Source organism: Comamonas sp. (assembly GCF_009360615.1).
In the GTDB taxonomy this organism is placed as follows: Bacteria; Pseudomonadota; Gammaproteobacteria; order Burkholderiales; family Burkholderiaceae_C; genus Comamonas.
On the sequence record NZ_SPEY01000108.1, the window covers coordinates 25,982 to 45,037 of the forward strand.

The following is a 19,056-nucleotide window of genomic DNA, read 5'->3' on the forward strand; positions in this document are numbered from 1 at the left end:
GCCGCCACCCATCCCCGGAGAGCCCACCATGACCGAGCAAGAACGCCTCGAACTGGAAGCTGCAGCCTTTCGCGCACTGGTGCAGCACCTGCGCAGCCGTCCTGACGTGCAGAACATCGAGCTGATGAACCTGGCCGGTTTCTGCCGCAACTGCCTGTCCAAATGGTACAAGGCCGCTGCCGACGACCTCGGTGTCGAGGTCAGCGCCGATCAGGCCCGCGAGACCGTGTACGGCATGCCCTATGCCGACTGGAAAGCCAAATATCAGAAAGAAGCCTCGGCCGAGCAGAAAGCCGCATTTGCCAAAGGAAAGCCTGAATGACCGCTCTGAATACCCTGCGCAGCCGTCTGCAGCAGGATGACTACGCCTTCAGTGAAACCCTGGCCTTCGTTGCCGCGCACTACGACTATCAGCCCAGCGCCTTCCGTAACGGTGACGTGGAGAACGCGGCCGGACACAACGAAGGCTCCTGCAAGACCCTAGGCCTGGCCCTGTTGGAAGGCTTGAGCAAGGACGAAGCGCTGCGTGCCTTCGGCGAGCACTACCGCAGCGTGCTGGCCACGCCGCAAGGCAGTGACCACGGCAACATCCGCGCGCTGATGGTGCATGGCCTTGACGGCGTGAAGTTCGAACAGCTACCGCTGAAGCCGAAAGCCTGAATCCATAGCGCAAAAACCTGCGCTACTGTCAGCAAAAGCTGACAGACATCACATCGCTGTCGCTTTATGCTGCGCGCAATAACAACATGGAACACGAGGGAACGTGTTCTGCGCGCTAGCGCCCTTCCCTCCTGTTTCGCGCTCGGCATGGAGTCGACCGATGCAGCAAACCCTGGTATGGAAACCCTGGTGCACCCCCGGCGTGGAAACCCTGCGCCTGAGTCAGGATGCCAATGGCATCCAGGCAACCAGCCACCTCATGCAGGTCATCAAGGGCAACAGCATCGTTGCCAACTACATGATCGAGTGCGATCCGCGCTGGCGCTTCCGCCGCCTCTGGCTCAAGGTCGACAACCACGGCCAGCGCAACCTCTGTCTACAGCGTGATCTGCGCGGCAACTGGCTGCTCAACGGCGAACCACGCCCTGATCTACTGCAATGCCAACATGTCATGCTCTCGGCCTCGCCCTTCACCCACACCCCAGCCCTGCAACGCAGCGCGCTGGAGACCGGGCAGAGTGATGAGATGCAGGTCGCCTATATCGACATGTTCAGCTTCAAGGTGGAACCACGCCAGCAGCGCTACCAATGCCTGCGCCGCCACCCCGGTGAAAGCCTCTACCGCAGCCAGGCCGAAGGTCATGCCCATGAAGAACTGAGCGTCGACGAACACGCGCTACTGCTCAAGGCTGACCAACAGTACCTGCGCTTGAGCCAGCGCGACCTGAAGGTCAGCGCGCTGGTATAGCGGCCTTACCACGATCTACCCGGCTAGGGTGCGCCATGCGCACCAGGCCAGCTCCGCGCCACTCAGATCGGCAGTTGCCCGAACGCCCAGCGCAGCAGGAAGAACACCAGCAATCCACCACCGATGGTCGCCAGCAAGTGCCGCGTTAAAGCGGCGATGGCAATGGCGACCAGGCCCGCCAGCAGGTAGGCGTTGTTCCAGTTCAACGCCCAGCTCTGCCCGTCCGGCATGAGCATGCCGGGCACCACGATGGCCGTCAGCACCGCAGTAGGTACGTAATGCAGCCCCTGTCTGATCAATGGCGGAAAACGCAGATCAGGGAATGCGAACAGGCTGTAGCGGGTGATGAAGGTGATCGCCAGCATGCCCAGAATCAGCAACCAGATATCCATCAGAGCAACTCCTCCTGCAGCGCCGGGTTACGCCGCTCCAACCACACGCCGACGACGATGCCACTGGCCGCAGCCGCCATCAGCCCAAGCTTGTAGGGCAAGGCATGGCACAGCAGCGCCACGGCGCCCGCAACCAGGGCGGCCGCCACTTGCGGCTGATTGCGCAGCATCGGCACGACGATGCCGATGAAGGTCGCCAGCATGGCGAAATCCAGCCCCCACTCACCGATGTTCGGCACTGCCTGACCGAACAGCACGCCGACCAGCGTGCACAGCTGCCAGTTGCAGTACATGGCCAGGGCCGCGCCGAGAAAGTACCAATGGCGATAGGCGCCCTTGTCACCACGCGCGTAGCGCTGCACCACCACCGCATAGGCCTCATCGGTGAGCCAGAAGGCCAACGGCACGCGCCAGCGCTTGGGCAGATGACGCACGTATGGCTGCAGGCTGGCGCTATACAGGGCATGGCGCAGGTTGACCACGAAGGTGGTCAGCAACACCACCGCAATACCGGCACCGCCGGTCAACAGACTGATGGCGATGAACTGCGCCGAACCAGCGAATACCAGCAAGGACATACCCTGCGTCTGCCAGGGATCGAGCCCGGCAGCGCCTGCCAGGCTGCCGAAGATGATGCCGAAGGGAATGGCGCCGAGCAGCATCGGCAGCATATCGCGGGCGCCCTGGGTGAATTCGTGATGACGGGACATGGAACCTCCTTGGGCCGACCAGCTTAACCAAGCAGCCCCAGGCAGGTCTTGAACGTTCTTGCTCTTAGTGGTCACCAATCCCTGAAGCCGCAGCCCTCGCATAAATAATCGAAAAAGCTTATGGCAGGAAAGAAATGGGCTGGCATCCAACTCACGCCCGCGACCTCTGGCCACGCCTGGCTAACGCTAATCCATCTTATTTAAATTCCGTTAGCCTGCTAATCTTGGCGCCCCGCTTTCTTGCCCGTTCGGATTGTTCCTCGATGTCGCCGCTCCAGCGCTGCCTGCTGCCCTTCATGGCCCTGACTCTGATCGCTTGCGAGCAGCAACCGCACTTCACCGCGGCGGAACCCGGCGAGGCCCTTTCTGCCGGTGCGGCGACGGTGCGCAAGTTCGATCACAACGCCTTCTCCCTGCCCTCGGCCAACCTCGCACCCAGCCGTCGCCTGGATTTCGCAGTGGGCAACAGCTTCTTCCGCAACCCCTGGGTCACGGCGCCAGCCACCACCACCGCACGTGATGGCCTGGGCCCGCTGTTCAATACCAATGCCTGCCAGAACTGCCACATCAAGGATGGTCGCGGCCATCCGCCGGGGCCAGATGCGGTCAGCGCCGCCTCGATGCTGGTGCGTCTGTCACTGCCGGCCGGCCCCGAGCATGCCGAGTTGCTGGTGCGCCAGGGCGTGGTGGCCGAGCCCACCTACGGCACCCAGCTGCAGGACATGGCCAACCCCGGCGTAGCGCCCGAGGGCAAGGTCCGCGTCACCTACAGCAGCGTGCCGGTGCGCTTCGCCGATGGCACCCTGGTGGAGCTGCGCAAACCTGAGCTGCAGATCAGCCAGCTGGGCTATGGCGCCATGCATCCGGACACCCTGTTCTCCACGCGTATCGCCCCGCCGATGATCGGACTCGGCCTGCTCGAGGCCATTGCCGAGGACGCCATTCTGGCCAATGCCGATCCGGATGACGCCGATGGTGACGGCATTTCCGGGCGCCCCAACATCGTCTGGGATCGACAGCTGCAACGTAGCGTGCTCGGCCGTTTCGGCTGGAAGGCTGGCCAGCCCAATCTCAATCAGCAGAATGCCGATGCCTTCGCCAACGACATGGGCCTGACCAGTTCGCTGATCCCCCATGACAACTGCACCCCGGCGCAAGCCGATTGCCTGGCCGCGCCCCATGGTGGCGAACCGGAGGTCAGCGACAATATCCTGGCCAGCGTACTGTTCTACAGCCGCAACCTGGCCGTGCCGGCCCGGCGTGACGTCGATGCCCCCGAGGTGCTCAAGGGCAAGAGCCTGTTCCATCAGGCCGGCTGCCAGAAATGCCATACACCCAGTTTCACTACGTCGGCCGATGCCGCCGAGCCGGAACTGGCCAACCAGCTGATCCGTCCTTATACAGACATGCTGCTGCATGACATGGGCGACGGGTTGGCCGATGGCCGCGAGGAGTTTCTCGCCAGCGGTCGCGAATGGCGCACGGCGCCGTTGTGGGGCATTGGCCTGACGCAAACGGTCAATGGTCACACTCAGTTCCTGCATGACGGCCGTGCACGCAACCTGCTGGAAGCCGTTCTCTGGCACGGTGGCGAGGCCGAAGCGGCCAAACTGCATGTGCTGAAATTCGATGCCGACGAGCGAGCAGCGCTGCTCGCCTTCCTGAATTCCCTTTGAGGAGCCTGCGATGTTGCACAAAACCCTGATCGCCTCCCTGCTCGGCCTGGCCCTGGTCGGCTGTGGCCAGCAGGACCCGCAAGCCAAGGTCAGCGCTGCGCTGACCGATGGCGTGCTGTTGCCGGCCTACAGCAGTTGGCAGGAAGCTGACCGCCAGTTGGCGGCCAATGCCGAAGCCTTCTGCGCAGGCAGCACCGATCTGAGTGCCGCTCGCCAGGCCTTTCTCGGCGCGCAAAGCGCCTGGGCCAGCCTGCAGCCATTGCTGGTCGGGCCGCTGGCCGAGGGCAACCGCGCCTGGCAGATCCAGTTCTGGCCGGACAAGAAGAACCTGGTGCAGCGCCAGGTCGAAGCATTACTGAAGAACAAGCCGCAGCTGAGTGCAGATGACCTGTCCAATGCCAGCGTGGTGGTTCAGGGCCTGACCGCCTACGAATACATTCTTTTCGACCCCAATCTGGACCTCGCCCAGGCCGAACAGAAAGCGCGCTATTGCCCACTGCTGCAAGCCATCGGCAAACACCAGCAGGCACTGGCCGCAGAGATCGTTGGCGAATGGCAGGCCAAATCTGGCATGGCCGAACAGTTGAAGACATTCCCCAACGAGCGCTACGCCGACGCCAACGAAGCGATCGCCGAGCTGTTGCGCGTGCAAGTCAGCGCCCTGGATGGCCTGAAGAAGAAACTCGGTGCGCCGATGGGCCGGCAGAGCAAGGGCATCGCCCAGCCCTATCAGGCCGAAGCCTGGCGCAGCGCCGGCAGCCTGGCCAATGTAGCGAAGCAATCAGCGAAAAAAAGAGCGGTCGCGCCGGGGACGCGCCGCAGGTCATGGGGAGCCCGCAGCGTAACCCAGCCATGACCCCCGCCAGCTAGATACAAGCACCAAGAATGCCCTGGGCAGGGGCGGTTAAACACTTGTGCACGCAGCACATGCAATATGCGAGCCAGTCGCCGGCAAACCATTGTCCAAACCTATACAGACTTTCAGACTGTTAGCGTGATTCAATGAAATCGCTTCAAAAGGAAGTGGATTGCAGGAGACAAGACGATGAAACAGCCAACCCCTTTTTCGGGCATGGTGGCCGCAGCCACGCTCGCCAGTGTGCTGACCGCCTGCGGCGGCAGCGGTGATTCAGGCCTGGGTGTCATCGAGATACGCAGCCTGTCCAACCGGGCCGACATGATCAGCGACGGCAATGCCTATATTGAAATTGTGCTGCCCAAGGGCAGCCCGCCCGGTGCGCTGAAGGTGGCGCTCAATGGCACGGATGTCACCGCCCGGTTCGCCCAGCGCGCCAATGGCCGGATTCTGGGCCGGATCGAGGGATTGAGGGTGGGCGCCAACACCCTCACCGCCACGGCGGCCGGCAGCGCGAGGGCACGGCTGGACATCACCAACCATGGCCGGGGCGATCCCATCTTCGCCGGGCCGCAGACCGCGCCGTGGATCTGCGCCACGCGCAATGGCGCGCAAGCCACCGTTTCGGTGCCCGGCACGGCACTTTCGGCGACCGTGACCACGCGCGTCAGCGGTCTCGATACCGATCCGGTGGATGTCCAGTGCAATACCAGGACCCAGTACACCTACTACTACATGCCCAAGGCCAGGCAAGGCAGCGCCTGCACGATGGGTCCGGCAGGCGCCACGCCCTGTCATGTGGCCTACGACCCATCGCAGCGCCCGGCCGACAGCGAGATCGCCGACTTCACCAACGACCGCGGAGATACGGTCAAGCACCTGCTGCGCATGGAAACTGGCGTCATGGGCCGCGGCACCTACCAGATCCTGGCCTACCATGACCCCGCGCTTGCCTGGACGCCCTGGGAGCCGCAAAAGGGATGGAACGGCAAGGTGCTGTGGCGATTCGGCGCAGCCGCTTCCGGCAATCGCTTCCAGGAGCCGGCGGTCAACCTCCTCGACCAGTTCAGCGGCAGCCTGCCGTTCGACCCCAACGCGCTCGCGGCAGGCCACATGGTCGTGAAAGCCATGCTGACCAACCACCTGCACAACAACAACGAGTTGCTGGCCGCCGAGAACATGATGCGCATCAAGGAGCACCTGATCGAGAACTACGGCGAAGTGCGCTACACCATGGGCGACGGCGACTCGGGTGGCTCCATGATGCAGACAGTGATCGCCTCCGCCATGCCGGGTCTGCTGCAGGGCATACAGACGGGGCTGAGCTATCCCGATGCGGTGTCCACCTGGATGGAAACACGCGACTGCGGCCTGCTGTCCAACTACTACAGGACGGCCGCAGGACAGGCACTGAGCGACACCGCGAAGGCCGCCATCAATGGCCATCCGGCCAGCTACTGCGACAAATGGGTAGGGAGCTTCATCGCCCCCCAGAACCCCCGGCTGCCCGACAACTGCGGCGTGGGCTTTCCCGCCTCCATCGTCTACGACCCGCGCACACGCGGCCAGGGCGTGCGCTGCTCGATCCACGACATGCTGGTCCCGGTGTTCGGGACGTTCAAGGACACCGACGGCCACACCAAGCCGCAGCTGCCGTATGACAACACGGGCCTGCAGTACGGACTCAAGGCACTGCAGTCGGGCGCCATCGACGCGGAGGCTTTCGTGCAGCTCAACGAAGGCATCGGCAGCTACACCAACGACATGGACTGGACCGGCGGCACTGCGTCCAGGCCGGCAGCCCGCGAGCGGGCCGTGGCCAGCCTGCTGCCCAGGCTCTACAGCAGTGGCCTCACCAGCAACGGCAGGAACCTGTCCCAGGTGGCCATCATCGACCTGCGGCCCGAGGGCGGCAGCGACATCCACATGACCTGGCGCAGCCTGCAGCAACGCGCACGGCTGGATGCCGCCAACGGCCACCATGACAACCACGTGATCCGCGCCAGCAAGGGCATGATCCCGCTGCTGATCGCCCCTGCCATGCGACGCGAGGCCTTTGTCATGATGGACCGCTGGCTGACCGCCGTGGAGCGCGACACCACCGGCGCGGCGCTGGCACAGAAAGTGGTGCGCAACAGGCCTTCGGATGTCAGGGATGGATGCATCGCCGCGACGGGAGCCGTCCCTTCGGATCTCGACAAAGTCCTGGCCCTGGACGACCCAGCCTGTCCCCTCAAGCCGACCCTGTCGCCACGCCAGGTAGCCGGAGGTCCGCTCGCGGAGGACATCTACCAGTGCCAGCTCAAGCCCCTTTCGTTCACCAGCCCGGAGTACGCCGGCATCACCTTCAGCCCGGCACAGCAAAAGCGCCTTGCCGCAGTGTTTGCGGCAGGAGTGTGCGACTGGAGCCAGGCCGGAACGGGCCAGAGCCAGGAGGCGGCCTTCCTGACCGATTTCAGTGCCGGCCCGGCGGGCACCAAGGCCGGGCCTGCGCCGGTCTCGCGCAACGATTGAGCTGCACCCTGCGCGAAGTCCCGCAGGGGTCCGGGGGCCGGTGATCAGGGTTTGCAGCGTGCCAATCCAGGCAATGAAGCAGCAGACTTTCATTGAAGATTTGCATCAAGCACCATGCAGCCGCCCACGATCAACGCCGTCCTCAAGTCCGCGCCCTTTGCGCCCCACCTGAGCAGGGCCCACCTGCTCAGGTTGCGGCGGGAGGTGCTGTTGCGGCACATACCGGCCGGCGCCCCGCTTTGCCACAAGACGCACCGGGCCGGCCACTGGGCCGGCATCGTCCAGGGAGCGGTCAAGATCCATGCGCTGTCGCCTACCGGGCGCAGCACCACGCTGGCCACCTTTACCCCGGGTTGCTGGTTCGGCGAGGGCACACTGCTCAAGCACGAATGCTGGCCGTTCGACGCGACGGCGATCGAGGATACGCTGGTGGCACTGATGCCGGCCAGCACCTTTCACTGGCTGCTGGAGCGCAGCCTCGGCTTCAACCGCTTCCTGCTGGACCAGCTCAATGCGCGCCTGGGCCAGTTCATCGGCCGCTGCGAGCATGCGCGGCTGCACCATTCCAGCCGCCATGTGGCGCACTGCATCTCGGAGCTGACCGATTCGAGGCTGTATCCGGACACCGGCAACCGGCACCTGGGCATGTCGCAGGAGGAGTTGGCCAGCCTGGCCGGCGTGTCGCGCCAGATCGTCAATCGCACCCTGGGAGAGCTGGAGGACATCGGAGCGGTCCGCGTCTCCTATGGGGCATTGACCCTGATCGATCCGGAGGGACTGCGGCGCTTCAGCGAATCCTTCGAATGAGGCGCGGCCCCGGCGCTCATGCGGCCTCCAGCACCTCGACGCGGTTGCGGCCCTTGCGCTTGGCCGCATAGCAGGCCATGTCGGCCGAGCGCAGCGCGCTGCTGACCGTGTGCTGGCGGGCATCGAGCACCACCATGCCGACGCTGGCGCCCATCAGGTAGCGCTGGCCCTCGTGCGCGCCTTCCCAGTCCTGCACGGCCATGCACAGGCTCTGCGCCAGCAGCATGCCCTGCTCGGCCGGGACGCCGGCCAGCAGCACGGCGAACTCGTCGCCGCCCAGGCGCGCCACCCAGCCCAAGGGCCGCACCACGCTGTCGATCAGCCGGGCCATGTGGCACAGCACCTCGTCGCCGGCCGCATGGCCTCCCTGCTGGTTGACGTGGGCGAAGTGGTCCAGGTCCAGGAACAGGATCACGCCATGGTGCGGCATGGGAGAAATGGCGACTTCGACCGCGGCCGTGGCCACGGCAGCAACCTCGGCGTCGGCTTGCGAGGAGGAGGCCTCTTCCTGCAGCGCCTCGGCGGGCAGGCGCTGGGCGGCGCTGCATTCCTGCAGCCATTCATGCAGGCGCATGGCAAAGGCCTCGCGGTTGGGCAGCAGGGTCAGCGGATCGTGCATGGCCTTCCAGCCCGGCTGCTCGCGCACCAGGCGCTGCATGGTCACGTCCTCGACCACCCAGACCAGGGTGGGATCGGCCGGCACCACGGCGCGTGGCTCCAGGCCGCGCTGCAGGCGCTGCAGGCTCTGGCCGTGCAGGCGCACCCAGATGGGGCGGCCGTCCTTGCGGACAAAGCACTGCTCGCTGTCGAACTGGCCGTACATGTCCAGGTCCTTGCGCACACGCTCCAGCAACTGTGCGTGCGCAGCGTCGGAGGCGCACAGCTGGCGTATCGCCTGCCCCTGCAGTTCGCGCGGCGGATATCCCAGCATGCGCGCGGCCTGCAGGCCCACCAGCTCCAGATGCGCCGCATGCGTGACCACCAGGCCCACGGGCGCGTAGTCCATCAGCGTTTGCAGCTGCAGTTGCAGCCGGCCGACCTCGTGGGCCTGGTCCTGGCCCATCTGGCCCAGGCGGTGCAGGGCCTGCCACAGCGTGGAAGCCTCTCCCCAGGCATGGGTCCAGGGCATGCGCCAGCCGCCTTCCTCGGCATGGCCTGGCGCCGGCTCCGGCGCGGGATCGGGCTCTTCGGCCATCAGCCGCCCCTGGCTCGCCAGCCATTGGCGTGCACTGCGATGCAAGGCGGCCATGGGTTCGGTAACCAGGATCAGCAGCAGCACCAGCAGCGCCGTGACCCCCGCGACGGCTGCCAGCAGCCACCAGAGCACGCGCGGCGCCAGGCTGGGCGCAATGGCTTCCTCGGGGGTGATCCTGACCACCAGCCACTGCGGCAGCGGCATGCCGGCCGTCGTCACCAGGTAGCCGGCGCGGCGCTGGGTATCGGGGCCCACCTGCAGGCCGCCGGCGGAAGGGTCCTGCAACCAGTCCGCGCCCAGGCCGGGCTCGGCCTCGGCGCGCGCCGTCCAGCGCGACGGATCGGAGTGGGCCAGGATCTGCCCGTCGCGCTGCATGACCAGCAGCCGCCCTGCGGAGCGCGAAGGGTCGATGCCGGGCGGCAGCAGCGCCTGGCCGGACATGCGCACGCCCGCCGAAAGCACGCCGCTGACCGTGCCGTTGCCGGCGCGCAGCGGCACGGCGTACAGCAACTCCATCATTGCGGGATCGGCCCCCTTGCGGACCATGGTGGAGACCACGGGCTTGCCATCGGCCAGGCTGCGCCGCATCACGTCGCGCACGCCTTCGTCCAGATCGACCAGGGGTTCGGAGCGGCCGCCGCGCAGGCTCAATTGCAGTTGCCCACGCGCATCGGCCAGCTGCAATGTGTCGAACAGCCGCACGGATGCGTCTCCGCGCAGCATCTCGCCCATCAGGCGGCTGGGGTCGCCGCCCCGGTCGGCCATGCCCTGGGCCAGCACCCACAGCAGGCGCTGCTGCTGCTCCAGCCGCGAGGCCAGCATGCGCGCCACGGTATCGACCTCGTCGGCCTGCCGGGCCATGGCGCGCTCCAGCGTCTGCTGGCGCATGCTGTGCGATACCCACCAGGCACTGCCCAGGCCCACCACAAGCACGGCCGCGGCGGCCAGCGCCAGCACCGTGCAGCGCATGGCGCCCCAGCCTGTGGACGCGCGCGGCCACGAGGGCGAGTCCGGCACCTGCGGAGCATCCTGGGATGCCAGCAGCGCCTGGAAAAAGGGGGATCGACGGGCGTCCAGTGACATGACGCCCTCAATATATGCAGACCCGAAAGCCGTCCCACTGGGTGGAACCCGCGAACCAGTGGATACCCCGCCCCGCAAGTCCCGGCGCTTGCAGGCCGGCACCCGTCAGCGGCGTGGGAATCAGCCTACCGCCAGCACCTCGAGCGCCGCAGGCTTGGGCAGATCGATGACATTGCCCCGGCCCGCGATGAGTCCATGTTCACGCAACTGGCGCAGCACGCGCGAGAAGGTCTCGGGCGCAATGCCGAGCTGGGCGGCGATCAGCCGCTTGCGCAGGTGCAGCGTCACGCGCAGGCCGCCCGCCTCGTGCGGCATGGCATGGCGCAGCAGCCACTGTGCGCAGCGTGCCTCGGCATCCTTGGACAGGCGGCTCACGGCCAGCTCGGTCTGGGCGCAGTAGGCCTGGGCCATGTCCTGCAGCAGTTGCTGGGCGGGAGACGGCAGTTGCGAGACGGCCTGCAGGAAGTCGGCCTGGGGCAACTGCTGCACGCGGACATCGCTGTCGGCCAGCATGTCCAGGCTGCTGCCGCGCCGCTGCAGCACAAAGGCCGCATCCAGCCAGGCCGGCCCCTCCACCACACCCAGCTGGTGGCGCATCTGCCCACCCTGGCCTATGCCCAGGAGCACGCGACCGCGTTCCAGATACATCACCGTATCCGGCGACTGCCGACGCAGCCTGAGCCAGGTACCCGCGGCCAACACCTGGGCGGAACCCGGCGCGAAGGCGAAAGCTTGCAAGGAAGACAGGGCGAACATGCACGCAACTTTGCCGGCTTTGCAGCCGCCGCGTTTTGAGCCACGTCAATCGGCCGCCAGCACGCACGCCGACAGGCGGCATACTTGTCACAAATATGTCACCAATGAAACGTAATGTATCCAACTGAAAAGTTGAGCCCATGATCGATCCCCAGATGCTCGCCAGCCTGCCCGCTGCGGCGGCCGTGCTGTCGGCCGCAGTGCGGTCCGGTGCAGGCCCCGTGGCACAGCTCATGCGCGCGGGCGGCCTGTACTGCGTCTTCCAGCCGCTGGCCGACTTGCGCAGCGGCAGCATCTATGCGCATGAGGCGCTGATCCGCGGCCCCCGGGGCATGCCGTTGCACACGCCCGACGCCTTGCTCAAGGGCGCTGCGGCCGAGGGCATTCTTCGGGAATTCGAGCTGCTGGCGGTCTGCGTGGCGCTGCAGGACTGGGGCCGCCAGGGCGCGCCGGGCCGGCTGTTCGTCAACCTCAGCGCCCAGGCGCTGGTGCAGGCCGTGGGCGTCTGCGGCCCCGGCATGGTCGGGGACACGGTGCGCGGCTTCGGCGTGCAGGCGCGGTCCCTGGTGGTGGAGATCACCGAGCACGACCATGTGACCGACATGCCCGCCGTCTGCGCCGCCGTCAAGGCCGTGCACGCCACGGGCGCGCGCCTGGCGCTCGACGACTTTGGCGACGGCCGCTCCAGCCTGCGCCTGTGGTCCGAGGCCAAGCCGGACTTCGTCAAGATCGACAAGTACTTCATCCACCAGATCGAGCAGCGCCCGGCCACGCTGCAGCTGCTGCAGGCCATCAAGGGCATTGCCGAGGTCTTCGGAACCACGCTGATCGCCGAAGGCATAGAGACCGAGGACGAGCTGCGCACCCTGCGCGACCTGGGCATTGCGTACGGCCAGGGATGGCTGCTGGGCCGGCCCGCCGAAGCCGCCCAGCCGCAGATCAGCCCGCAGGCGCTGAGCGTGGCGCAGGACCCGCGCGTGGCCGTGCTGCCCCACCAGGGCCACAGCGCCCGCCCGGGCGTGCTGCGCAACCTGATGGTGATGCAGGCGCCCTGCGTGGCACCGGCGGCCAGCAACGACGAGGTGGCCGAGCTGTTCCAGGCCGGGCAGCAGCTGCACGCCATTGCCGTCGTGGAGGCCGGCCGGCCGCTGGCCCTCATCAACCGCCAGCAGTTCATGAACCACTACGCCACGCTGTACTTCCGTGAAGTCCACGGACGCAAGCCCTGCCTGGCCTTTGCCAACGTGCAGCCGCGCATCGTGGAGCTGGACTGCGATGTGGACCAGCTCGTCGGCATCCTGACCTCGCAGGACCAGCGCTACCTGAGCGACGGCTTCATCGTCACCGACAACGGCCGCTATGTGGGCCTGGGCACGGGCGAGCAGCTGGTGCGCCGCGTGACCGAGGCCCGCATCGAGGCCGCGCGCCACGCCAACCCGCTGACCTTCCTGCCCGGCAACATCCCCATCAGCCTGCACATGCAGCGCCTGCTGGACAGCGGCGCCGGCTTCGTGGCCTGCTACGCCGACCTCAACCACTTCAAGCCCTTCAACGACCACTACGGCTACTGGCGCGGCGACCAGATGATCCGCCTGGTGGCGCGGCTGGCCGTGGCGCACTGCGACGCGCGGCGCGACTTCGTGGGCCATGTGGGCGGGGACGACTTCATGCTGCTGCTGCAAAGCGAGGACTGGCAGCAGCGCTGCGAGGACATCGTCGGCGCCTTCGCAGGCGAGGCGCGCCAGCTGTTCGACGACCAGGCGCGCGAGGCCGGCGGCATCTGGGCCGAGGACCGCCACGGCATCCGGCGATTCTTTGCCTGCACCACGCTGTCCATCGGCGTGGTGCGCGTCGCGCCGGGCAGCCTGCTGGCACCCGAGGACATCGCCAACCTCGCGGCCCTGGCCAAGCAGCAGGCCAAGGCGCAAAGCCTGCCGGGGCGCGGCGCCATCGCGCTGCACACGCCGCACGATGAAGCGCGGCATCCGGCCCTGCACGGCACCGCAGCGGCCTGGCCTGCCTGAAACAAGAAGCCCGCAGGCTCTTGCGAGACTGCGGGCGGGTGGCTGGCAGCGCATGGGCGCGGCAGGATGATCAGTTCACCGATGCACCCGATTCGTACCAGCGCTTGACCATGCCGCGCTCGTCATCGCTCAGGGCGCCCGGATTGCCGAAGGGCATCTTGCGCAGCTGCACCACCTGCTGGTAGATCTGCTGGGCATGGGCCTTGACCTGCTCGGGCGAGTCCAGGCGCACATTCTTTTGCTGCAGGGCGGCACCGTGGCAGACCACGCAATGCTGCTGCAAGAAGGGCGCGAGCTGGGCATAGCCGACGGCGCCGTCGGCAGGAGCGGCGGCAGCCGGGGACGCAGGGGCTGCAGGCGCAGCCGTGTCACCACCGGGAGCCGCTGCTGCGGGCTCGGTCGTTGCGGCAGGCGACTGCACGGCGGCGGGAGCCGGCGCAGGCGCTGCGGCAGGCGCCGGCGCGGGCTTGAGCCAGACGGCCGTGCCGACCAGCACCAGCACGCCAACCAGGGCGTAGGGCCAGGGATGGGCATTGCGGCCCAGCTTGAAGCCGTGGCGCATCACGAAGAACTGGCGGATGGCGGCGCCTGCGAACATCATCAGGATCAGCACCAGCCAGTTCAGCTCATGGCTGTACAGCCAGCCGTAGTGGTTGGACAGCATGGCGAACAGCACCGGCAGCGTGAAGTACGTGTTGTGCACGCTGCGCTGCTTGCCGCGCTTGCCGTGGATGGGGTCCACGGGCTGGCCTTCCTTCAGGGCCTTCACCACCGTGCGCTGGCCGGGGATGATCCAGAAGAACACGTTGGCGCTCATCGAGGTCGCCAGCATGGCGCCCATCAGCAGGAAGGCGGCCTGGCCCGGGAAGATGTGGCAGGCCAGGAAGGCCGCGATGCACACCAGCACCAGCACCATGGCGCCCACCGTGGCGTCGCCGTTCTTCTTCTGGCCGAAGACGCGGCAGATGCCGTCGTACAGCAGCCAGAACACGACCAGGAAGGCCAGGGCCGAGGCAATGGCCGCAGCCGAGCCCATGGCGTTGGGATCGGCCGGATTGACGAGGTAGATCTTGGCGTTCCACAGGTACGACACCGTCAGCAGCGCAAAGCCGCTGAGCCAGGTGGTGTAGCTTTCCCAGTAGAACCAGTGCAGGTGGTCCGGCAGCTTGGGCGGGGAGACATTGAACTTGACGGGGTGGTAGAACCCACCGCCGTGCACGGCCCAGAGTTCGCCGCTGACGCCCTGCTTCTTGAGATCGTCATCGACGGGCGGCGTCAGGCTGCTGTCGAGGAAGACGAAATAGAAGGAGGAACCGACCCAGGCGATGGCCGTAATGACGTGGAGCCACCGCAACAGCAGGTTGGCCCAGTCGAGAATGTAGCTTTCCATAGCTCTCAACCTTGGCAGCGTGGGGGCCGCCGGTGTTCAACCTGCTCACCACTGCGGGCGCTCTGAGCAGAAGAAAAAGGCCGCGCACCCGGTAGATATACCGCCGGTGCACCGCTGCGACCATTTCGTAGACACAAAGTGTATGCAATTTTTCGCCAGCCCATCGGCTTGCGCAGCATCAATTCACTAGAGATTTCCCTGATTCCGCGCGGACACCGCGCTGCGCCGCTGCAGAAGCTGCGCCGCCACGGCCACCGCGATCACCTCGGGCTCCTTGCCCTTGATGCCGGGCACGCCGATGGGGCAGGTCACATGGTCCAGCTCCGCATCGCTGAAGCCGCGCTCGCGCAGCCTGCGCCGGAAGGTGGCCCATTTGGTGGCGCTGCCGATCAGGCCCACATAGGGCAGGTCGCCGTGCTGGCGCTGGCGGCCCAGGCACTGGGCGACCACCTCCAGGTCCTCGGCATGGCTGAAGCTCATGATCAGCACCTGGGAGCCTGCAGGCAGATCGGCCACGGCCGATTGCACGGGGTCTGAATACTCGCACTGCACGAGCTCGTGCTCCTCCTCGGGGAAGACCGAATCGCGGCTGTCCACCCACATCACGCGGTAGGGAAGATTGCACAGCAGGCGCACCAGCGCATGGCCGACGTGGCCTGCGCCGAACAGGGCCACGCAGTCGCGCGGCGGCTGCAGCCGCTCGCGCAGCATGTCCATGCGGCCCTGGGGCACCAGCACGAACCTCAGCATCACCACGCCGCCGCAGCACTGGCCCAGGCTGGGGCCCAGCGGATAGCGGTGCTGGTGCTCGGTGGCGACCTGGCCGCCCTGGCTACCCTGCTCGCCAGGCGTTGCCCAGCCGCGCAGCAGGCTGCGGGCCCTGTCGATGGCATCGAACTCCAGGTGCCCGCCGCCGATGGTGCCGGCCACGCGGTCGGCGAACACCGCCATCCAGGCGCCGCGCTCGCGCGGCACGGAGCCTCGCGAGTCCATCACTTCGACCCAGCACAGCGGCCCCTGCGCAAGGCCCTGCTCGACTTTGTTGAACGTGTCACTCCACATGGGCGCACCTGACAGCCCGTCGTGGCGCCTGCGGGCTTCGTTGGAATTTGTTGCGGGATTGTCCGCTGCGGCACTTGAGTTTTGCGCTCCGACTGCCGGTGCCGCAGTGTTTCAGGATACGCTCGCAATCATGCCCGATTCCCCTGATTCCACGCAGCACAGTTCCGTGCAAAAGCCACGTTCCGGCCGCCCCTGGCTGTGGGCCGGCCTGATGGCCGCCATTGCCTCCCTGGTCACGGCCTGCAAGTCCCCGCCCGGCCCCGGCCCGCGCCCCGACGACGTCAGCTCCAGCGCACAGCTGCAGTACCGCAAGGTGGCCGCCAACCATCTGTACGCGCGCAATGCCGATCGCATCTACAAGGGCCAGTTGCCGCCCATGCTCTACGCGATCGGCGTGCTCCAGGTCCAGATCGACCGCAACGGCCAGGTCCAGCGCCTGCACTGGATGCGCGCGCCCGGCCATGCCCCCGAGGTGGTGAGCGAGATCGAGCGCCTGGTGCGCGCCGCCGCGCCCTTCCCCGCCCCGGCCGGCGCCGCCCGCATCACCTATACCGATACCTGGCTCTGGGACAAGTCCGGCCGCTTCCAGCTCGACACGCTGACCGAGGGCCAGCTCTGAGCCTCAGGCCGCTGCGCACGGCTGGCCGTCGGCAAAGCTTCGGGCGCTTCTGAGCAGGCAGGTCACGGCATAGAGCACCAGGTCGTCCGGTGCGTCATCGTTCACGCGATCGATGACCTCGATGGCATAGCCCAGGTCCTGCGACAGCTGCGGCAGCACGCCTGCCGAGCGGTCGCCGGCCTGCAGGCCGGCCACCGCCTGGTCAGCGCTGGCGTGGTAGCCACGCAGCAAATCACGCGCGGCACATACCATGGCCGAGCCGGCGCGTTCGGCATGCAGCTCCAGCACGCCCAGGGCCGCTCCCATATGGCACAACGCATCCACCGCCAGCACCTCCTGGTGCTGCGGTGAGGGTTCCTGATGGCTGTGGCCCGATTGCTTCACTGTCTTCATGGCATCCCTTGCGCGGGACCGTGCTGGTCCCGAAGCAACAATACCTATCAGGTCCCTTGCAGTCAATACCTTTCCGGTCCATGATTGCCGGCGATGAAACAGACCGATCCTCAGTACAAGCTGCGCCTGCCGCAGGAACTCAAGGACCTCGTCGAGGAGGCAGCCAAGCGCACCGGCCGTTCCATGAACGCCGAAGTCGTGGCCCGGCTGCAGACCACGTTCGAGGCCCCCCTGCTGGGCCGCCTGTCGGCCTCGACGGACCCTTCGCTGGAATGCGAAGAGCCCGTGAGCATCTACGACATCAAGATGAGCGCCGAAGCCGTGGAGCGCATCGAAAAGCGCCTGGAACGCATAGAGCAGGCCGTGCTCGCGCCCGCTGCGCCGCAATCCGCCAGTGAAGACGGCGCAACCGGCGGCGCCTGATCCGCCCGCACAAAAGAAAACCGGCCCGCAGGCCGGTTTCGTTCAAAGGCCCCTCAGGGCCGGGATCATTCGACCACCTTGGTGATCTTCGAGCCCTGCAGCGACACGCCGGCTTCCAGGCCCGCGTTGGTCAGCACATAGCTGGTGACGGGGCCCTGGGCGGTCGTGGTGTCCACGCTGCCATTGGCGCCCACCTTGCCTGCGGCCACCGTAGCATCGGCGCCCACGGACCAGCCGTCGCTGGCCAGGAACTTGTCCAGCGCTTCCTGGGTGTTGAACACATAGATCACAGCCTTGGACTGGCCGCCTGCCTGCCAGCCCACCGAGGCGCCCGTGGTGCTGTAGAAGCCCTTGTTCTGGCCGCCGACGCGCAGCACGCCGCGGCCATGCTCCACACCGATGACGAAACTGCCGCCGATCACCGAGGGGAAGATCAGCACGCCCTTGGAGCGGGCCACCATTTCCTTGGAGCCCGGCGCCGTCTGGTACAGCCGCTCCAGCGCAGCGTTGGCGCGCGCATTGACGGTGGTGGAATCAGCACGCGGCGCGGACTGGGTTTCCGGCTTGGTGGTGGTGCAGCCGACCATGGCCACGCTGCCGGCCGCCAGTGCAGTGGCCATCACGACGGTACGCAAAGAAAACTGACGCATGGGAAAACCTGCCTTTCTTGATTGGACGTTTTGGGGAGACCCCATCGGTTCATTGGATTGATCACCTTGCCTCCCGGTCCCGGGCACCCCTACCAGTGCTCGCAAACCGCTTCGGAGACAGGCTGGGGACGATGCTAGGCCGCTTTGCGGTACTTGTGATGAGACATGTCACAAGTTGCGCCATAGGACTACAGGCCCGCAGGAAATGTCTGAAAATCCCGTTCCGGGCCGCCACAGCCGACACCGAAAGCCCGCTGATGCCAGAATGCACCCACAGCAACACCCGGCCCACCGGGCCCATCCACATCGAGGGAGTTCATGAAGTTCTGGAGCCACTTTCACCATCCCCAGGCAGCCATGGTGCTGTTGCGCGTCACGCTTGCGGTCCTGCTGCTTTTTCATGGCTGGGCCAAGATCCGCTACGGCATAGGCAGCATCGAGCGCATGGTGGAGTCCGCGGGCGCGCCGGGCTGGCTGGCCTATGCGGTGTATCTGGGTGAGGTGGTGGCGCCGCTGCTGCTGCTGGTGGGCCTGTGGGTGGTGCCCGCGGCGCTGGTGATTGCGGTCAACATGATCGTGGCCTTCGCGCTGGTGCACACGGGCCAGGTGATGCAGCTGCACAGCTCGGGAGGCTGGGCGCTGGAGCTGCAGGCCTTCTTCTTCATCTCGGCCCTGGTCGTGGCCATGGGGCATTCCAAGGGCAAGTAGGCCGCACGCTTGCTGGAGCCCCAAAAGCAACGGCCCGCAATGCGGGCCGTTCGTCATTTCAGGTTTCACTCCAGGCCATCCCCCGACAGCCTGCGCCTGCAGTCCAGGGCTCAGGAGCCCCGGTACGTCGAATAGCTCCAGGGGCTGACCAGCAGGGGCACATGGTAATGCTGGTCTGCATGGGCCACGCCGAAGTCCAGGCTCACCTTGTTGAGGAAGTTGGGCTCGGGCAGTTGCACGCCACGGGCCTTGAAGTAGGCCGCCACATCGAAGGTCAGCCGGTAGGTGCCGGGCCTGAGGCTGTTGTTGTCGAACAGCGGCGCATCGGTGCGGCCGTCGTGGTTGAGCACCAGGCTCTTGATCAGCGTGGCCTGGTCGCCATCGGTGGAA

At 66.5% G+C, this 19,056-nt stretch carries 20 protein-coding genes; 11 read left to right on the forward strand and 9 right to left on the reverse strand.

The annotated features are described in order from the left end of the window. Window positions 1-28: 28 nt before the first annotated feature. From E2583_RS22805 to E2583_RS22815, 3 genes are all read left to right on the forward strand, one after another. The gene (locus E2583_RS22805) at window positions 29-322 is read left to right on the forward strand and encodes a DUF1244 domain-containing protein (RefSeq protein WP_072425813.1); all 294 of its coding nucleotides are present in this window, start codon (window positions 29-31) and stop codon (window positions 320-322) included. Next, window positions 319-660, forward strand: coding sequence for a HopJ type III effector protein (locus E2583_RS22810; protein WP_291598957.1), 342 nt, complete (start codon window positions 319-321; stop codon window positions 658-660). Before E2583_RS22805 ends, E2583_RS22810 begins: the two co-directional genes overlap by 4 nt. 160 nt (window positions 661-820) lie before the next feature. Next, entirely contained in the window at window positions 821-1,408 is a 588-nt protein-coding gene (locus tag E2583_RS22815) for a putative glycolipid-binding domain-containing protein (RefSeq protein ID WP_291598959.1), read from the forward strand. A gap of 62 nt (window positions 1,409-1,470) precedes the next feature. On the opposite strand, the gene E2583_RS22820 is transcribed toward E2583_RS22815, so the two are convergent. Continuing rightward, window positions 1,471-1,800 (reverse strand): AzlD domain-containing protein, encoded by a 330-nt coding sequence (locus tag E2583_RS22820; RefSeq protein WP_128580019.1) that lies wholly within the window; start codon window positions 1,798-1,800, stop codon window positions 1,471-1,473. Next, window positions 1,800-2,510, reverse strand: a complete 711-nt coding sequence (locus tag E2583_RS22825; protein WP_100546922.1) for an AzlC family ABC transporter permease — start codon at window positions 2,508-2,510, stop codon at window positions 1,800-1,802. The genes E2583_RS22820 and E2583_RS22825 overlap by 1 nt, the downstream gene beginning before the upstream one ends. A gap of 263 nt (window positions 2,511-2,773) precedes the next feature. Here E2583_RS22825 and E2583_RS22830 point away from each other — a divergent pair, with 263 nt between their 5' ends. The 4 genes from E2583_RS22830 (at window position 2,774) to E2583_RS22845 (ending at window position 8,363) form a co-directional block, all read left to right on the forward strand. After that, window positions 2,774-4,186, forward strand: a complete 1,413-nt coding sequence (locus tag E2583_RS22830; protein WP_100546921.1) for a di-heme oxidoredictase family protein — start codon at window positions 2,774-2,776, stop codon at window positions 4,184-4,186. 10 nt (window positions 4,187-4,196) lie between these two features. Beyond that, complete coding sequence (locus E2583_RS22835) at window positions 4,197-5,042, forward strand: imelysin family protein (protein WP_291598963.1); 846 nt, start codon at window positions 4,197-4,199, stop codon at window positions 5,040-5,042. A 189-nt stretch (window positions 5,043-5,231) separates the two neighbouring features. Continuing rightward, on the forward strand, window positions 5,232-7,556 hold the full coding sequence (locus tag E2583_RS22840; protein WP_133073324.1) for a DUF6351 family protein: 2,325 nt from the start codon (window positions 5,232-5,234) through the stop codon (window positions 7,554-7,556). 114 nt (window positions 7,557-7,670) lie between these two features. Then, a complete protein-coding gene (locus E2583_RS22845) occupies window positions 7,671-8,363 on the forward strand; it encodes a Crp/Fnr family transcriptional regulator (protein ID WP_017404028.1) in 693 nt (230 codons plus the stop codon). Window positions 8,364-8,379: 16 nt separating this feature from the next. Here the strand turns inward: E2583_RS22845 and E2583_RS22850 are convergent, their stop codons facing one another. Beyond that, window positions 8,380-10,641, reverse strand: a complete 2,262-nt coding sequence (locus tag E2583_RS22850; RefSeq protein WP_291598970.1) for a diguanylate cyclase — start codon at window positions 10,639-10,641, stop codon at window positions 8,380-8,382. A gap of 120 nt (window positions 10,642-10,761) precedes the next feature. Beyond that, window positions 10,762-11,397 carry a Crp/Fnr family transcriptional regulator gene (locus E2583_RS22855; protein WP_016449769.1) on the reverse strand — a complete coding sequence of 212 codons (636 nt, stop codon included), beginning with the start codon at window positions 11,395-11,397 and terminating at the stop codon, window positions 10,762-10,764. 140 nt (window positions 11,398-11,537) lie between these two features. Here E2583_RS22855 and E2583_RS22860 point away from each other — a divergent pair, with 140 nt between their 5' ends. Further along, window positions 11,538-13,421 (forward strand): phosphodiesterase, encoded by a 1,884-nt coding sequence (locus E2583_RS22860; RefSeq protein ID WP_133073326.1) that lies wholly within the window; start codon window positions 11,538-11,540, stop codon window positions 13,419-13,421. A 70-nt stretch (window positions 13,422-13,491) separates the two neighbouring features. Here E2583_RS22860 and E2583_RS22865 read toward each other — a convergent pair whose 3' ends face one another. Together E2583_RS22865 and xdhC are read right to left on the reverse strand one after the other, a co-directional pair. Continuing rightward, window positions 13,492-14,811 carry a urate hydroxylase PuuD gene (locus tag E2583_RS22865; protein ID WP_133073327.1) on the reverse strand — a complete coding sequence of 440 codons (1,320 nt, stop codon included), beginning with the start codon at window positions 14,809-14,811 and terminating at the stop codon, window positions 13,492-13,494. A 186-nt stretch (window positions 14,812-14,997) separates the two neighbouring features. After that, complete coding sequence (gene xdhC / locus E2583_RS22870) at window positions 14,998-15,873, reverse strand: xanthine dehydrogenase accessory protein XdhC (protein WP_016449772.1); 876 nt, start codon at window positions 15,871-15,873, stop codon at window positions 14,998-15,000. A gap of 130 nt (window positions 15,874-16,003) precedes the next feature. Between xdhC and E2583_RS22875 the strand changes: the two genes are divergently transcribed. Beyond that, a complete protein-coding gene (locus tag E2583_RS22875; RefSeq protein WP_016449773.1) occupies window positions 16,004-16,492 on the forward strand; it encodes a hypothetical protein in 489 nt (162 codons plus the stop codon). A gap of 3 nt (window positions 16,493-16,495) precedes the next feature. Here the strand turns inward: E2583_RS22875 and E2583_RS22880 are convergent, their stop codons facing one another. Further along, window positions 16,496-16,885, reverse strand: coding sequence for a hypothetical protein (locus E2583_RS22880; protein WP_017404032.1), 390 nt, complete (start codon window positions 16,883-16,885; stop codon window positions 16,496-16,498). Window positions 16,886-16,978: 93 nt separating this feature from the next. Between E2583_RS22880 and E2583_RS22885 the strand changes: the two genes are divergently transcribed. After that, entirely contained in the window at window positions 16,979-17,308 is a 330-nt protein-coding gene (locus tag E2583_RS22885) for an Arc family DNA-binding protein (RefSeq protein ID WP_016449775.1), read from the forward strand. Window positions 17,309-17,373: 65 nt separating this feature from the next. Here E2583_RS22885 and E2583_RS22890 read toward each other — a convergent pair whose 3' ends face one another. Next, a complete protein-coding gene (locus E2583_RS22890) occupies window positions 17,374-17,958 on the reverse strand; it encodes a YSC84-related protein (RefSeq protein ID WP_016449776.1) in 585 nt (194 codons plus the stop codon). Window positions 17,959-18,276: 318 nt separating this feature from the next. Here E2583_RS22890 and E2583_RS22895 point away from each other — a divergent pair, with 318 nt between their 5' ends. Further along, on the forward strand, window positions 18,277-18,666 hold the full coding sequence (locus E2583_RS22895) for a DoxX family protein (RefSeq protein ID WP_016449777.1): 390 nt from the start codon (window positions 18,277-18,279) through the stop codon (window positions 18,664-18,666). Window positions 18,667-18,776: 110 nt separating this feature from the next. Here E2583_RS22895 and uraH read toward each other — a convergent pair. Next, the coding region (gene uraH, locus E2583_RS22900; protein WP_291598985.1) for a hydroxyisourate hydrolase at window positions 18,777-19,056 on the reverse strand (280 nt) is incomplete at its 5' end.

Excerpts from the sequence above, each read along its gene's own strand:
- E2583_RS22830 (WP_100546921.1), top strand. The coding sequence starts at position 2,774 with ATGTCGCCGCTCCAGCGCTGCCTGCTGCCCTTCATGGCCCTGACTCTG.
- E2583_RS22815 (WP_291598959.1), top strand. The coding sequence starts at position 821 with ATGCAGCAAACCCTGGTATGGAAACCCTGGTGCACCCCCGGCGTGGAA.
- E2583_RS22865 (WP_133073327.1), bottom strand. The coding sequence starts at position 14,811 with ATGGAAAGCTACATTCTCGACTGGGCCAACCTGCTGTTGCGGTGGCTC.
- E2583_RS22840 (WP_133073324.1), top strand. The coding sequence starts at position 5,232 with ATGAAACAGCCAACCCCTTTTTCGGGCATGGTGGCCGCAGCCACGCTC.
- E2583_RS22880 (WP_017404032.1), bottom strand. The coding sequence starts at position 16,885 with ATGAAGACAGTGAAGCAATCGGGCCACAGCCATCAGGAACCCTCACCG.
- E2583_RS22820 (WP_128580019.1), bottom strand. The coding sequence starts at position 1,800 with ATGGATATCTGGTTGCTGATTCTGGGCATGCTGGCGATCACCTTCATC.
- E2583_RS22810 (WP_291598957.1), top strand. The coding sequence starts at position 319 with ATGACCGCTCTGAATACCCTGCGCAGCCGTCTGCAGCAGGATGACTAC.
- xdhC (WP_016449772.1), bottom strand. The coding sequence starts at position 15,873 with ATGTGGAGTGACACGTTCAACAAAGTCGAGCAGGGCCTTGCGCAGGGG.
- E2583_RS22825 (WP_100546922.1), bottom strand. The coding sequence starts at position 2,510 with ATGTCCCGTCATCACGAATTCACCCAGGGCGCCCGCGATATGCTGCCG.
- E2583_RS22845 (WP_017404028.1), top strand. The coding sequence starts at position 7,671 with ATGCAGCCGCCCACGATCAACGCCGTCCTCAAGTCCGCGCCCTTTGCG.
- E2583_RS22860 (WP_133073326.1), top strand. The coding sequence starts at position 11,538 with ATGATCGATCCCCAGATGCTCGCCAGCCTGCCCGCTGCGGCGGCCGTG.
- E2583_RS22835 (WP_291598963.1), top strand. The coding sequence starts at position 4,197 with ATGTTGCACAAAACCCTGATCGCCTCCCTGCTCGGCCTGGCCCTGGTC.
- E2583_RS22890 (WP_016449776.1), bottom strand. The coding sequence starts at position 17,958 with ATGCGTCAGTTTTCTTTGCGTACCGTCGTGATGGCCACTGCACTGGCG.
- E2583_RS22875 (WP_016449773.1), top strand. The coding sequence starts at position 16,004 with ATGCCCGATTCCCCTGATTCCACGCAGCACAGTTCCGTGCAAAAGCCA.
- E2583_RS22895 (WP_016449777.1), top strand. The coding sequence starts at position 18,277 with ATGAAGTTCTGGAGCCACTTTCACCATCCCCAGGCAGCCATGGTGCTG.
- E2583_RS22885 (WP_016449775.1), top strand. The coding sequence starts at position 16,979 with ATGAAACAGACCGATCCTCAGTACAAGCTGCGCCTGCCGCAGGAACTC.
- E2583_RS22850 (WP_291598970.1), bottom strand. The coding sequence starts at position 10,641 with ATGTCACTGGACGCCCGTCGATCCCCCTTTTTCCAGGCGCTGCTGGCA.
- E2583_RS22805 (WP_072425813.1), top strand. The coding sequence starts at position 29 with ATGACCGAGCAAGAACGCCTCGAACTGGAAGCTGCAGCCTTTCGCGCA.
- E2583_RS22855 (WP_016449769.1), bottom strand. The coding sequence starts at position 11,397 with ATGTTCGCCCTGTCTTCCTTGCAAGCTTTCGCCTTCGCGCCGGGTTCC.